This is a genomic window from Anaerococcus martiniensis (assembly GCF_043187485.1).
Lineage (GTDB): Bacteria > Bacillota > Clostridia > Tissierellales > Peptoniphilaceae > Anaerococcus > Anaerococcus martiniensis.
Genome location: NZ_CP171106.1, coordinates 1,519,194 through 1,534,620 on the forward strand (window position 1 = coordinate 1,519,194; position 15,427 = coordinate 1,534,620).

Here is a 15,427-nt window from a genome sequence, read left to right on the forward strand (position 1 = left end):
TTATCTTAACAGCGTTATTATAGCCTCATAGGGCTTATTTGTCAAATAAAATTATTATGTATAATTTTTATGTAAATGATTGCTATTTATCATCGATAAAGAAATAAAATAAAAAAAACTCCTACTTATATATAATAGTAGGAGTTTTAAATAATATCTAAGCTGCTTTGTCTGCTGCTGTAGCTTGACTTATATCTGTCATTCTGTTGTCTATTTGTGGATTGATTTCTCCATCGTTTCTGATAGCATTTTCAAAGATTTCTGAGATTAGTTCATATTCTCCAGTTCTTTGATATGGCTTAAACATTTCATATCCATCTCCACCAATAGACATGAAGTCGTTAGTAACTAGATTATAGTTTTTGTTTGGATCAATAGCTTCGCCAGCAATTGTTATTTCTGTTACTCTGTCACCGGCTGGTCTTGTAGAATCATATTTTACCATCATTCCACCAATTTGTGGGAATTTTCCAGCTGAGTTTGGTGCATCTGTTAGTCCGTGTTCTAGAGCTTCTTTGATTACTGATCCTGGTACTTCTAAAGTTACTGCAAAGTTTGTGAATGGGAATACTGTTAGTACATCACCTTTAGTAATATTTCCAGCTGAGATTGAATCTCTAATTCCACCACCGTTTGTAATTGCTACATCTGCACCGGTTGCTTTTATCATTGCATCTGTTATATAGTTACCAAGGTTTGTTTCGCGAGTTCTTACCATTTCACGAGCACCTTCTAGGTCAACACTTGTTTGCCCAACGTTTTGGTCAAGTACTTTTTTGTTTTCATTTGAAACTGCTTCTATTTGTGCCAGTGTTTCTTTGTTTGCGTATAGGTGTTTCATTCTAGCGTATGGTTTTAGGCTAGCGCTTTTTGCAACGATTTTGTTATCTTTGTCTAATAGAAGTGTAACATCACCGATAAAATATCCGTGGGCTTTTGCTTGAGCAATAAGTGTGTTGCCTACATATCTACCATTTTGTAATTCTGTGTGTGAGTGACCGTCGATTATTAGATCAATACCTTCTACATTTTCAGCAATCATTGTTGAAGTTTCTTTGCTTTCTTTATCTTCTCCTAGGTGAGATAGGCAGATAATGATTTGTGCACCTTGGTTTCTTAAGTTATTAACTTCGTTTTGAGCTGTTTCTATAGAGTTTGCAAATGTTAGTCCTTCTGTATTTGCTGGAGAAGATTTTGTTTTTGTTTCTTCTGTAGCTAGGCCAAAGATACCAATTTTTACCCCATCTATCTCAATTATTTTATCAGAATCAATGATGTGACTTCCATCTTGGTTAATGACATTTGAAGCAAGAATTGGGAAATTTGCTCTGTTATTTAGTTCTACTAGTCTTTGGTATCCGTAGTTAAAATCGTGGTTACCAGCTGTCATTGCATCAAATCCCATTTGGTTCATCACATCGATTACACTCTCACCACGAGATATTGTGGCAAAAGTTGTACCGTGGACAACATCACCTGCGTTTAATAGTAGGGCATTATTGTTTGAATTTCTGTTATCAAAATATGTTTTTAACTTAGCAAAACCAAGTTCGCCATTTTTTTCATTTTCTTCGATTCTACCGTGAGTATCATTTACATGGACAATTGAAATTGTTTTGTACCCACGAAGTTTGTTTAATTTGTATTCTGCTTTTCCTTGGGCTGTCATAGAGTCATTTACCATTTTAGTAAATTTATCTTTGCTATTTTCGATTTTATTTGGTGTTAGTTCAAATAATAGGAAAACTGACTCTGCTTTTACCTTGTTATTAAATACGGCATTGTCTAATTTTTTGATGCTTTCATCTTCATTTGCTCTTTCTGGATGTAGAGCATCTACAACTGGTTTTGATTTTTTAAGTGCTTCATCTGATTTTTTTACAAGATTACTAAGTTGAGATTCAGCACCATTTGCAAGGTTAGGATACTCATTTAAAAGCATTTTACTAGCTTTATTAGATACGTTGTTGTTAAAGTACGATGTTTCAAGTTGAGCTTTTTTGCCATCATCTGGAATTGCATAAGCATCGTTAACTGATGTAACCAGGCCTGATGCAAGTAGAGCAAAACTTAGTGCAGCTGTAAAAATTGGTTTTACTTTTTTATTGTTTAACATAGATCCTCCAAAAATTTATTTATATATCTATCATATAATATTTTCAAAATAAGTATTGTAAAATTTATTTGATATTTGTATGAGTTTGTAAAATCTAAGTAAGGGTAAAAGATAAGAAAGAATAGGTAAGCTAGAAAGGAATATACTATGGAAAAGTTTATAGGAAATTTGCCGATTGAAGTAACAGATATTAGGGCCAGCCGTGGTGGTGATGTCAATGATGCATACAAAATATATTCGGCTGATAAATTATATTATATGTTGGTTCAAAAAAATTGTGATGATAGTTTTTATGATGGTGAGATAGCTGGACTAAAACTTTTTGAAGAAATTGGCATAAATGCTCCTAGGGTAATTGACCATGGATTTGTTGATGGAGATGCTTATTTGCTTTTATCCTTTTTAGAAGAAGCTAGCAAAGGATCACAAAGTGAGCTTGCTGAAGTAGTTGCTAAGATGCACCAAAAGAAAAGCCCTAATGGAAAATTTGGTTTTGATTATCCTCACAGGGGGTCACAAACTACATTTTCAAATGATTGGAAGGATACTTGGGCAGAAGTTTTTTTAGAAGAGCGTATGAATGTATTAGCCAAACAATTAATGGATATGGATTTGTGGACTGACTATGATTATGAAAAGTTTGAGAAGGTATACCTGATAATGGACAATGAACTTAAAAATCAGAAATCTCAAGCATCTCTACTTCATGGTGACCTATGGGGTGGCAACTATATGTTTTTAAGCGATGGGTCACCAGCCTTATTTGATCCTAGTCCATTTTATGGCGATAGGGAATTTGATATAGGAATAACAACAGTTTTTGGCGGATTTACTGATGAATTTTACCAAAGATATAATGAAATCTATCCATTAGAAGATGGATATAGATTGCGATTAGAATTTTACAGGCTTTACTTATATATGGTGCACCTTGTAAAATTTGGAGAAATGTATGAGTCCTCAGTAAATGCTACTATGGAAAATATACTTAATTTTTGAGGTGAATTATGACATTGATAGAAAAGAGCAAGGAAAAAGTATTAGACTTTGTACAAAACGAATATGACGGCTATACAGATATAGATTATCTAGGTGAGTGGGAGAGCTATGATTGCTATGTAGTAAATACTGATGATGATACAGACGGAGTAGGAGCCTTTGCCTTAGTAAATGATAAAGGCGTTCGCATAGCTGATAGCGATGAAGATTATGAGATAGTCCACTTTTTTGATATAGATTAGGAGAATTATGGAAAATAAATATTATGACCAAGCCTTGGAATTTACAATAAAAGAATTTGAGGAAGATAGTGAAATTGCATTTCTTGGAGACTACGAGGGTTATGAGGTCTATAGGATAAAAAATAATGATGATGAAAGCAATTTTTTAGTAGATGAATACATCTTGGCAAATGAAGATGGGGTATCTAAATCCTATTATCACGAGTCAGTAGAAATTGCTAGAAAATTTGGAATATAAGAAATACGCTAGGAAACTAGCGTTTTTTTAAGCAAAAAATACCCAAGGACGGTATAATGTTATTTAGATTAAATTAAGGGGGCTTATGTGAAATACGAAGACATCAAAAAAATGATTGATAATATAGCAAGCGATATTTCTAAGCTTCAAAATAATGAAAAACATACATTTAAGAGAAAAATAGAAGCTGGAGATATGAAAGGTGTCATCGATATAAGCCTAGATAAAGAAGTCAAAATTCCTGAAAAATTGTCAGTTGAAAAACCAATCATAAAAGACTATAGATATTGGATTTTAAAACTTGATCGCCAATATAAGTCAAAAGCAATGAGAGTAAATCAATTAAATGTAGCTGCCCTTAAGATGTATGCGAAGCTTTGTGAAAAATTAGAAATTTTCCTAAATGAACAAGGAACTACTGTTGCTAGGAAGGTATCAAGCCTTCGTAGAGAAGATCTGAATTTTGACTTATACTACACGATTTATCTGATAGCAGAAACTTATGTAATTAATTTTTATAACCCCTTGTCCAAAAAAACTGCAGATAGGTCATTTAAAATTATAGAAAATAATGTAAGTCATAAAGCAAGAAAGCTTATAGAAGAAGAAGCTGAAAAATTAACTAGGGAATTAAAGCCAGCTGATAAGCAAACCCGTGAATATTTTAAATTAACAGATAATAATGAAGTATCTTTGTGGTGGGATGCGGATGGAACTTTAAGAAAAAAATATAACTTTTCTAAAGAAGAGCAAATTGCCATAGACCAGATTTCAAAACGCAGTAATGTGCTATGGAGAAATAAAAAAGTATTTCATATCCTTATGGACCTTTATCTTTCAACTCTAAGGGCCTTGTTTGACTATGAGCAAATAAAAACTGATAGGCTAATAAAAATTATTAAACCCTATCAACAGTCCAAGGATATTTTAGATGCGATTTTGTTAATTTCTGAGAAAAATCTGCGTGAAAAATTTACTTTTTATGGTTGGATTTCTACAAACAAGGCTAGGGATTTACTAAAAGAAGAAGTTAATGAGGATATATATCTATTTATAAAAAAATACCAAACAAACTACTTAAATAACTTAGATGAAGAATTGGTAGATGAAATATATAGGGAATATTTCGAAAAAAACCCCAATAAGATTCAAGATTTTATAAACTATTTGATAGGGCTTGATACAAAAAAACAAATCACTCTTATAAAAGATTACGAAAACCAAGAAAATTTCGAAAGACTCTTAAATGAACTTGTAAAATCTTATGATGAAGAAAATAAAATTATTGGATTGTACTATTTTTATAAGAAGGGAATTAATAAAAAAAGTACCCAAAAATATTTATTTGAAGTTATTAACAAAGAAAACTATGCTAAATTTTTAAATCTTGTAAATCAAAATGAACTTAGTGAAGAACTAATTGATGAAATAAGGGATTTAGAAAAAATTGCCCCTAAAAAAATAAAAGTAGATAGCAAAAAAATAGATATTTCTCGTAAAAATCTAGACAAAACTGTGAGCATGGTCAATGATTTTTACGAAGATGTGGAAAGCAAAGAGGAAGAAACCCTAAAAAAAACTTTGCCAACAAATAATGAAAATAATTATGATGGCATACTAATAAAAATTTTGGATCAGGGTTCTATTAGCACAGATGAACTTGAAAGTTTAGGCAAAGAAAAGGGCTTGACTTTAAATTCATTTTTAAGCGATATAAACGAATCCTTATTTGATTATATAGGTGATCAGACCTTGATAATCGAGGGTGAAAAAGTAAGTATAGATGAATTTTATGTAGATATGATAAAGGAGTATGTAGATGGCAAATAGAATAAATCTCAAAGAAGCATCAATTATCATAAAATCTCTAGAAGGTGGGGTTGTACCAAACATGGGCGTCCAACATCTTTTAGTGGGCAGAAATAGAGAGGTTGAAGAAGTAATAAAAATTTTAGATAATGTAGCTGATGGAGAAAGTGATATTCGCTTTTGGGTTGGTGATTTTGGTTCTGGAAAAAGCTTTATGCTTGCTACAATCGAGCAAATTGCCCTGCAAAAAAACTTTGTTGTTTCGACATTGGATTTAAATCCATCCAGAAGGTTTTATGCAACAGATAGAAAAGCTGTTGCCCTTTATACAGAGATAATAGATAATATTAAAACTAAAACCCTAAAAAGCGGGAATGTTTTAAGTTCTATAATAGAAGAATGGCTAAACCAAATTTTTTCAAGAGTTTCTGAAGACCTCAATGTAGAAATATCAGAAATTTTAGAAGGAGAATATCAAAAAGAGGTTACCAATGAGATTTTAAATATCATCGGTGATTTCTCAGCAGTTGGTTTGTCCTTTGAATTTGGTCAGGCAATAGTCAAATTTTATGAAGGCTTCATAAATGATAATAGACTCCTTAAAACCAATGCTATCAGGTGGCTAAGGGGAGATATTACAACCAAGACCGAAGCCAAAAAAGAACTTTCTATTAATCAAATAATCAATGATGACAATTGGTTTGATGCTCTAAAAAATATGAGTGAGCTATTATTGGGAATAGGCTACAGTGGATTTGTCGTAAATTTTGATGAGGCAGTTAATTTATACAAAATCCCTCAATCAGTGACCCGTGAGAGAAATTATGAACGTATTTTAAATATCTATAATGAAGCTAAATCAAATATTGCCAAGGGTTTATTTATTAATTTCGGGGCCACTCGTAAAACAATTTTTGATGAAAATCGTGGTTTTTCTTCTTATGGAGCTCTAAAAGGTAGACTTGGAAGTGAAGAAAGCATGGACAATAAATTGGTAAATACAAATCGTACAGTCCTTGGGCTTAAACCACTTTCTAATGAAGAAATATACACGCTTTTAGAAAATTTGGTAAATGTTTATAATGTTCACTACAAAGAATCAATTGAAATAAGTCAGAGGGAAATAATCACTTATATGGAAGGTCAATTAAATAGACCAGGAGCTGATGAATTTTTAACCCCTCGTGCAGTTATAAAAGATTTTATAGAAATACTTGACCTAAAAAGACAAAATTCAAATGTGGATTTGATGGACATAATCAGTGAGAGATTTAAAAATGTTTTAGAAATTAGCAAAGATCCAGCCGATATGGATGATGAGATTGAAATAATATGACAGATTCATTTTCTTTACTAAATCGTGAACTTAGATTTTATATTCATGAAAAAGGTTGGCCAGCGCTTACAAAAATCCAAAATGCTTCTATAAAAGCATTTTTTAGTACAGACAATAACTTGATACTATCAGCAGCAACAGCATCGGGCAAAACAGAAGCTGCATTTTTGCCTGCCATTAGCAAGGTCAATTCATGGGATAAGGGGGTTAAGATTTTATATATTTCACCCCTAATTGCTCTCATAAATGACCAATTTAAACGTATAAATGATATGTGTTTTGATATGAATATCCCAATCACATCTTGGCATGGGGAAGCAAGCAAGGCAAAAAAAGACAATCTTATTGAAAGCCCAAGGGGAATTTTGCTTATTACCCCAGAATCTATCGAAGCTTTATTATCTGGGAAACCAGAAATTGCTAAGATTCTTTTTGCTGACCTTGAATACATAATAATAGATGAAATCCATAGTTTTTTTTTAGGTAATCGTGGTTTGCAATTAAAATCACTTTTAGATCGAATCTTGCGTTTTACTTACGAAGTACCAAGAATGATTGGACTTTCTGCAACCATAGGGGATTTAAATTATGGTTTAGCAAAATCTTTTTTCAACAATGGTCGTGAAACAATCATTTTGCTTGACAAATCACAAAATGAATTTGAATATACTTTTGATTTGACAGAAGACATCAACTTATCAAATGAATACCTAAATCTTATGCATGATTATTCTTTAGAGGGGCCTATGCTTATTTTCCCAAATTCTAGGGAAAAAGTAGAACTAATTGCAGTCCAGCTAGCTAATATTTATAAGAGCCTCAATGAAGACATAAAAATATTTGCACACCACTCGTCAGTTAGCAAAATTCGCAGACAAGAAATAGAAGAATTTGCAAAAGAAGCCCGAAATGAAAAATATGTCATAGTTGCCACCTCTACCTTAGAATTAGGCATTGACATAGGATCTGTGACATCAGTGGTTCAATTTGGAGCTGCTCATTCAGTTTTATCACTTGCCCAAAGATTAGGAAGAAGTGGTAGAAAAACTCACAAATCAATTCTCCATCAAATAAATACCGGAGTCTATGATGCCCTACAATCAATGGCAGCTATTAGCCTTTTTGAAGAAGGGTTCTTAGATAAAATAGAAGTAAGCAAAAAAGCTTATGATGTTTTTGCCCACCAAGTTTTATCTACACTTTTGGAAAATTATGGTCTAGCAATTGAAGAATATAAGTATTTAAACAAGACTTTAGCCACTTTTTCTGACATTAGTGATGAGGAATTTGAGCAAATTACAGATTTTATGGCCCAAGAAGGTTTTATAGAGATACTAGAAAATGAAGTAATAACAGGTATAAATTTAGATAAATTAATGTTTATGGGCAGATTTTACAATCAATTTTTAACCGCCCAAGCATTTACAGTTTATAATGAGTCTGGGAAAATAGGAGAAATAGAGATTAGACCAGAAATACAAGAAGAAGCAAATATATTTTTAGCAGGACAGGTCTGGAAGATTGAAAAAATATATAGGGATAGCAAAAAAATTAGAGTTTCAACTGCCAATGAAGGGGATCCTCCTAAATTTTTATCAGCTGGAGATGTAGATGTAAGCCCAATTATTAGACAACGAATGAGATATATAATTGATAATCCGAAAGATTTTGAATTTGATGAAGAGTCCAAAAAATACATTTATGAGCTCCATGATGCCTTAAAGGATTACCAATATCCATTTTCAATTGAGGATGATTATATAGGCCTAATTACTTTTCAATCTACAAAAGTAAATAGGACTCTTGCCATAATGTTTAATATTATAAGCAAATCGACTTCATATTTTATTTCTGAAACAGATAGTATGGTTTGTGGTCCTAAAACCCCAGAAGTTTTTGACGAATGTAGGATAAATCCAGTAGATAGGGATAGAATATTTAATTTTTTAATGAAAGAAAAAACTTTGCTTGATGCATATCTAAGCTCAAACAAATATATGATTTTAGTTCCAGAAAATTTACGCGCAGATTATGTAATAAATAATTATCTTGATATAGATGGAGCTTATAAGTATTTGGAGTTAGATATTAATAATGTTGATACAAAAAATCAGCAAACTTATTAGCCATACTATTTATGGTAAAATATAGATAAAATGATAATTAAAGGATATTTAATGAAGAAATTTTTATATATACTTACATTATTAATACTAACTGCCTGTGGCAACATGGGTAAGGAGGGGGGAGTTCCTCCTATTACCAATAGTGGTGAAGATGAAGTTGTCGATCAGTCAAATATTTCTTTGGAGGATATCAAACCAAAAAGCCCCACTTTAAAACAACCTAGCTTTGAACCCCATGAACTAGATTATGAAATAGATAAACCGGGATTTTTGCTTAAAGAAAGGTTTGCTGACTTAGAAACTCAAGACAAATATGCCGTCAAAATGATGGAATACTACGATCAAGAAAATGAAATGTTTTATGTAAGTCGAATTATAACTGAAGCCCTCCAAGACCCAAAGGTTACGCTTACAAATGATTTTGATGAGAAGATGAAGTTTGCAAGTGACCTTTTTTTGCTAAGCCCATATTATTCTGAGGGCAGGATGGAACCCTATATTTATGCCAATTATTGGTTTGATGAGGAAACTTTTAAAATAGTTCCAAGATACAAAATCGAAGAAAATACCAAAACTTATATGACTGAAGAGCAAAAAGCTCAGGTTGAAAATCAGTTAGATGTACTAGTAGATTATGCAAATGAAAATTATGATAATGATTATGATAAGGCTTATTATTTTGCCCAATGGCTTGCTGAAAATAATGAATATCAATTCGTGTCAAATCAAGATAATTTAATAGAAAATAATATGTACGGAGCTATGGTCAAAGGACTATCTCAATGCTCTGGTTTTGCTCAAAGTTTTGCAATTCTTTGCCAAAGAGTGGGCATACCCGCATATTCAGTTACTGGAAATACAAAGGAGAAAAATAGACCAGATGGATACTCTGGAGAACACCAGTGGAATGTTGTAAAACTAAACGATAATTGGTCATATGTTGATGTTACGGGCATGGTAGCAAATGGAAGACCTTATTATTTTTATTATTTTGACAGATCAAAAGAAGAATTTGTAGATTATTATGTGAGCAGCTTTTTTAATGACATAGAGGAGTATATAAGATGATTGTAAATCCTTACAGTGAATTAATTTCTTTGCATGACATGGATATCATAGATTTTGTAGTAGAAGATGGTAAGGCTATTATAAAACTTAGCCAGGCTTTTTTGTTTTCAGCTAGGGCAGATTATGTCCTTGATAATCCTGTAGTGATAGCAAATGATTTGATAGAAATTAAAGCTAATGAAGATTATCCTATAAGAATAAAACTAATAAATAATGATAAAATACTTAGCTTAAGCTTTAATGATTTTAAGGATTACAGATTTAATATACTAGAAGAGGCATACGGATTTGGGCTAGTTCATTTTTATGGAATAGCTACAAAACTTGATAAGGCTTATGATTGCTTTATCGACATACATTATTGTGGAGACTTAGAAATAAATTGGGACAACAAGGTATTAGTAGAGGTATAAGATGAGTTTTCAAATTATAAGTAAAGATATTACAAAACTTGATGTAGATGCAATAGTAAATGCTGCAAATACTTCTTTACAAATGGGAGGGGGAGTCTGTGGAGCAATTTTTAGGGCAGCTGGAGCTGATCAATTGCGAAAAGCTTGTGATATGATTGGCCCAATAAAAACAGGTCAAGCAGTAATGACAGATGGATATAATTTAAAAGCAAAACATATAATCCATACTGCAGGACCAGTTTTTGACTCTCAACATCCAGAGAAATCTAAAGAATTACTAGAAAATTCTTATAAAAATTCCTTAAATTTAGCAAGAAAGCACAATTTTAAATCAATAGCCTTTCCACTTATTTCTGCAGGCATTTATGGTTATCCTAAAAAAGAAGCATTTGATATTGCTAAGAATACTATTAATAAATTTTTAATAGATAATGATACGGATGTTTATCTTACAATAATCGATAAAGATTTGTTAGATAGTGTAGCTAAGGTTGATTAATATGCAACTTACAGACAAATTTACATACGACAATTGCAAAAATAAAACTAAATATCAAATCAAACACCAAGAAATTCCCATTAGTCTAAGTAAGGAGCTAAGGGAGGGGATTTACTATCTGCTTTGGTATGTTCCAAATATAAAATCAGAACAATCTGAAAAAAATGAACTTCTTTTAAATCCACAATACGATGATTTTATTTTTATAGAACTTATGAATGCTATGGATTTAGCAGATGAGGATGTTTTATTTACAGAAACTATAACAAATGATATGATTAGTCCATTTTTAGAAGAGATTTGTACAAAATGCCCCAAGATAATGATGACTATTGCTGGTGGGGAAACAAAAACTATGGCCCTTTTAAGGCATATAAGAAATGCCATTGCCCATGGAAATTTTAATGTAATTGGAAATATGGTAGTCGGATTTGACTTACAAAGATATGAAGATAAGGTCGAATATCGAGGATTTTTTAAGATTAATCCTAATAGGCTACTGGATGCCTTAAGAAAAATTCAGTTTGATTATAATTCTCAGCAATTAATCAAAGAGGCTTTTAACAACACGGGATATTTTATTGAAGCCTATCAAGAAAAATATAAGAGAAGCCATGATTTTGAACTATTTGCTAGAAAAAATAATAAAAAATACGCAATTGATATAAAAAATTATAAGTATGATAAAGTGGTAGATCAAGATTTTGTTAAACAACTTATTATACAATATGAGGGGTTAATCAATGATATTACTCCAATTTTGATTATTAATACTTCTTTTCTTGATGATCCTAGCAAAAAAGAATTATTGACTCACAATGTCATAATCTTAGATGTAAAAAATATTCAAAAAATGGTAAAGGGCCGTGATATGGTCGCTGAAATAGAACGTGCACAAGTTGTTAATCAAAGCTTAAAATAATATTTAAAATTAAATTTTAATTATTATAAAATAAAATTTGCTTTAATAAAATTTGATTTAAAATTATAAATGTTTGAATTTACTAATATTTGGGTATAATATCTAAGTAACAAAATTAATTATTTATTTGTTATCATTTTAAGGAGGAATTATGACAGATAGAAAAAATAATGATCCAAAAGTTGATACTTTTGAGACAGAAACAACTGTTGAAAGATCAAATAACCGCCAAAATGGCAGAGCGCCACGTAGAGGCGAAAGAGTAGAACGTACTGAAAGAGTTGAAAGACATAGAGAAGGTGTTCCAGTTTACGAAAGAGCAACAAGCGTACTTCCAGCGGGAAATAACCTTTCTTGGGGATCAATCCTAGCAGGTGCTGTAACAGCAGCAGCAGTTTTTGCTACACTAAGCTTAATTACAGCAGCATTAGGATTTGGATTATTTTCACCAACTACAACTGATCCACTTTCAGGTGTAGGAGTTGGTACAGGAATTTGGACAGCAATTACACTTATCCTATCATTCTTATGTGGTGGATACATCGCTGGTTACTCAGCTAGATCTACAGGTAAACTACACGGTGCAATTACTTGGGCTGTAACACTTTTACTATTACTAACCCTAGTAGTAAATGCTATTTCTTCAGTTTTAGGAACAGCTGCTAACGTTGCAGGTAGTGTAGCTGGTGGAGTAGGAAATGTTGCAGGTTCTGCAATCACAGCAACAAGTGATGCTATTGGTTCAGGATTTGAATCAGCAGGTAATGCTATAGAAGATGTAAATGTTGATAATGAAGAAGTACAAGCAGATATCGAAAAATATCTATCAGATACAGATATTCCTGAACTTCAACCAGATTACCTAAAAAATCAACTACAAGAATCAAGAGATTTAATCGCATCTGCAGCTAAAAATATTGCTCTTAACCCAGATTCAGCAAATGCTGAGATTGATAGAGTTTCTAAAGATTTAGCTGATAGAGCTCAAACTATAGCTGATTCAGCTGATAGAGATGCAATTGCAAATGCAGTTGAATCTAACTCTGATCTAACACAAGAAGAAGCTGAACAAGTTACAGATAATATCTATAATGGTTTACAAGATGCTAATAAACAAGCACAAGAAACACTTGATGATGCATCTGTAAAAGTACAACAACTTGCTAACCAAACAGAAAGAACAGTTGATGAAACTGTTGAAGGTGCTAAAAAAGGAGCAGAAGATGCTTCTAACAAACTTTCAGCTGGTTCTGTAATCACATTTATCGGCCTACTTGCAGCTTTAGCTTTATCAGCTTGGGGTGGACAACTAGGTGAAGAAAAAGCAAAAGAACTAGTTAGAAGAGAAACAATTAGATAACAATATAAAAGAAGGCATTAGCCTTCTTTTTTTTGTGTAAAATTTTCTTAAAACTTTAAAGTATTTGTGGTAGTATTATTATAGAAATTAAAATTGGGGAGATGGATTATATGAAAATTTCTTTATTAAATTATACTATGGGTGCTGAACAAACGATTGCCCAAGCCGGCAAACTTTGTTATTCAAAAGTAGGTGTTGAAGATATAAAAGAAAAATTAGATGACGATTCCATAAAAAAATATATAAATATGTTAATTTCTATGGGACATTTATCTCCAGTAGAACATGCTAGTTTCACTTTTGCAGTTGAAGGGGTATCTAGGTCGCTAACCCATCAGTTAGTAAGACATAGGATTGCTTCTTATTCTCAACAATCACAAAGATATGTAAAATTTGATGATTTTGATTACATAATTCCACCTGCAATAGACAGTAATGAATCTGCAAAAAAGTTATATATTGAGACTATGGAAAAATGTAATGAAGCATACTTAAAGATAAGCCATGAATTATTTGATAATTATTACAAAATAAACATAGAAGATGGATTAGATGAAAAAAAGGCTAGATCAAAAGCAGAAAAGTCAGCTATAGAAGACGCTAGGTATGTATTTCCTAATGCAAGTGAGAGTAAAATTGTATTTACAATGAATGCTAGAAGCTTGCTACATTTTTTCTCTCTTAGATGCTGCAATAGAGCTCAGTGGGAGATAAGGGAGATGGCTTTTGAGATGGTGAAAATATGCAAGGAAATATATCCAAATTTATTTCAAAGTGCAGGACCAAATTGTGTAAATGGGCCATGTCCTGAGGGGAAGATGACTTGTGGAAAAATCAACGAAGTAAGAAAAAAATATAAAAATATTTAGACTATAAAAAAGCACTCTTTTTTTAAATAAGAGTGCTTTTTAAATTTAATTTATAATATCTAAGACAGTTGATATAGGATCTTTTGAGTTTATCCTCTCATCATAATTTAAATAAAGACTTTCATCATCTTTGCTGTAAGCGCTATTAAGACTTAGGACTAGACCAGAATGTTCCATGACGTATAAATCAGATCTAAAATTATAAATCACATCTTTAGAGGTAATTGCAGTATCAAAAGTATTCTTTACAATATATGCTCCATTTTCTTTTAAAATCTTAGCTAATTTAATAGCCTCATTTGCTGTATTATCGTTAGTTAAGACATATATTTTCCTATTCGAAAAGTCTTGATTTTTATTTATATTTAGGCTTACTTCATCGTAGTAGCTGTAGTTTTCTAAATCAATATTTTTTATTTCTTCATTATATTTTGATGCCAAGTTTTTTACATTAGCTGTACTGTAATAACCATTTTCACTATCTTTTATAGAATCTAGGCTTTTGCTTGCTAGATTACCTCTATAGAAAATTAGATTACTTTCATTATAATTTTCAGAGATGAGAATCTCTAAAAGTTTATTTTTGTATATATCATCGATAGAAGAGTTGTTTGATAGGTCTAAAATGATTGTACTTATTGGTGGATTATTTAAAAATATATCTACCAAATTTTCTAGATCCTTGTCAAATTCGCTTGGTTTAAAATCAGGAAGAGTGATAGATAAAACACCTTCTCTTTCTATGTTTGCAATCATAGATGGTTTTTTTGCATTGCTAGATGTAATTAATCTTTTGTACCTATCAACGGCTTGGGGATTTTCTAAAACTAGTTTTCTTGCCTTATCATCACTTTTTCTGTAGTATTCGAACAAGCTATCATAAGTTTCTTTATCAAGGATAAAGGTTCTATTGTCATTTAAAACTTCTAAATACTGGTCTATTAGTTTGAAATATTCTTGATCAGTTTTTGAAGTATAAACTTTTTTTCTAAATTCGTTATAAGAGCTAGTAAACTTTTCAAAATCTTCTTGATTTAGCTTATCAACTGCATAATTTCTCTGGATTGTGTTATATAAGTCATCAAAATCAGTAACTTTTTCTGCAGTGCTTAAACTTCTTCCTTCAGAAGAAGATATAAAAACTTCATTGCCCATATCTTCTAAAACTTCATCACGAAATTCTGGATAACCCATTATTTTATATCTATTTGCAGCGTTCACAATAAAATTTATCAAAAAAGCTAATAGAATAAGAAATATTATTAAAAGTCCTATTCGCCTTCTTCTAAACTTTTTTTGCCTTTGAATTTTCTTCTGCTTGGCTCTTTTTTCACTTGAAGAATATGAAGTTGTTTTTTGACTTCTAGTACTTCTATTAGATCTATTTGATTTTTTAGAAGAACTGGAGTTTCTTTTTGCCATATTATTAA

Annotated in this window: 14 protein-coding genes; 12 read left to right on the forward strand and 2 right to left on the reverse strand. The window is 31.5% G+C overall.

Annotated features, from left to right (window positions below):
- Nucleotides 1-157: 157 nt before the first annotated feature.
- A complete protein-coding gene (locus tag ACF3NF_RS07425; RefSeq protein ID WP_394022988.1) occupies nucleotides 158-2,116 on the reverse strand; it encodes a bifunctional metallophosphatase/5'-nucleotidase in 1,959 nt (652 codons plus the stop codon).
- Nucleotides 2,117-2,263: 147 nt separating this feature from the next.
- Here ACF3NF_RS07425 and ACF3NF_RS07430 point away from each other — a divergent pair, with 147 nt between their 5' ends.
- The 12 genes from ACF3NF_RS07430 to thyX all read left to right on the forward strand — a co-directional run bounded on the left by ACF3NF_RS07430 (nucleotide 2,264) and on the right by thyX (nucleotide 13,997).
- Nucleotides 2,264-3,115 carry a fructosamine kinase family protein gene (locus ACF3NF_RS07430; protein ID WP_394022989.1) on the forward strand — a complete coding sequence of 284 codons (852 nt, stop codon included), beginning with the start codon at nucleotides 2,264-2,266 and terminating at the stop codon, nucleotides 3,113-3,115.
- 8 nt (nucleotides 3,116-3,123) lie between these two features.
- Entirely contained in the window at nucleotides 3,124-3,357 is a 234-nt protein-coding gene (locus ACF3NF_RS07435) for a hypothetical protein (RefSeq protein WP_394022991.1), read from the forward strand.
- Between the two features lie 7 nt (nucleotides 3,358-3,364).
- Nucleotides 3,365-3,595, forward strand: a complete 231-nt coding sequence (locus tag ACF3NF_RS07440) for a hypothetical protein (protein ID WP_394022993.1) — start codon at nucleotides 3,365-3,367, stop codon at nucleotides 3,593-3,595.
- Between the two features lie 87 nt (nucleotides 3,596-3,682).
- Nucleotides 3,683-5,425, forward strand: a complete 1,743-nt coding sequence (locus tag ACF3NF_RS07445) for a tellurite resistance TerB C-terminal domain-containing protein (RefSeq protein WP_394022994.1) — start codon at nucleotides 3,683-3,685, stop codon at nucleotides 5,423-5,425.
- Nucleotides 5,415-6,740, forward strand: a complete 1,326-nt coding sequence (locus tag ACF3NF_RS07450) for an ATP-binding protein (RefSeq protein WP_394022996.1) — start codon at nucleotides 5,415-5,417, stop codon at nucleotides 6,738-6,740. Before ACF3NF_RS07445 ends, ACF3NF_RS07450 begins: the two co-directional genes overlap by 11 nt.
- Nucleotides 6,737-8,866: a DEAD/DEAH box helicase gene (locus tag ACF3NF_RS07455; protein ID WP_394022998.1), complete on the forward strand. Its 2,130-nt coding sequence runs from the start codon at nucleotides 6,737-6,739 to the stop codon at nucleotides 8,864-8,866. Before ACF3NF_RS07450 ends, ACF3NF_RS07455 begins: the two co-directional genes overlap by 4 nt.
- 51 nt (nucleotides 8,867-8,917) lie before the next feature.
- On the forward strand, nucleotides 8,918-9,934 hold the full coding sequence (locus ACF3NF_RS07460) for a transglutaminase domain-containing protein (RefSeq protein WP_394023000.1): 1,017 nt from the start codon (nucleotides 8,918-8,920) through the stop codon (nucleotides 9,932-9,934).
- A complete protein-coding gene (locus ACF3NF_RS07465) occupies nucleotides 9,931-10,347 on the forward strand; it encodes a hypothetical protein (protein ID WP_394023002.1) in 417 nt (138 codons plus the stop codon). The genes ACF3NF_RS07460 and ACF3NF_RS07465 overlap by 4 nt, the downstream gene beginning before the upstream one ends.
- A gap of 1 nt (nucleotide 10,348) precedes the next feature.
- The gene (locus ACF3NF_RS07470; RefSeq protein ID WP_394023004.1) at nucleotides 10,349-10,846 is read left to right on the forward strand and encodes a macro domain-containing protein; all 498 of its coding nucleotides are present in this window, start codon (nucleotides 10,349-10,351) and stop codon (nucleotides 10,844-10,846) included.
- A gap of 1 nt (nucleotide 10,847) precedes the next feature.
- Nucleotides 10,848-11,768, forward strand: a complete 921-nt coding sequence (locus tag ACF3NF_RS07475; protein ID WP_394023005.1) for a hypothetical protein — start codon at nucleotides 10,848-10,850, stop codon at nucleotides 11,766-11,768.
- A 151-nt stretch (nucleotides 11,769-11,919) separates the two neighbouring features.
- Nucleotides 11,920-13,128, forward strand: coding sequence for a hypothetical protein (locus ACF3NF_RS07480; protein WP_394023007.1), 1,209 nt, complete (start codon nucleotides 11,920-11,922; stop codon nucleotides 13,126-13,128).
- 110 nt (nucleotides 13,129-13,238) lie between these two features.
- Entirely contained in the window at nucleotides 13,239-13,997 is a 759-nt protein-coding gene (gene thyX, locus ACF3NF_RS07485; protein WP_394023009.1) for an FAD-dependent thymidylate synthase, read from the forward strand.
- Between the two features lie 45 nt (nucleotides 13,998-14,042).
- On the opposite strand, the gene ACF3NF_RS07490 is transcribed toward thyX, so the two are convergent.
- Nucleotides 14,043-15,419: a peptidase S41 gene (locus tag ACF3NF_RS07490; protein ID WP_394023011.1), complete on the reverse strand. Its 1,377-nt coding sequence runs from the start codon at nucleotides 15,417-15,419 to the stop codon at nucleotides 14,043-14,045.
- Nucleotides 15,420-15,427: the final 8 nt, after the last annotated feature.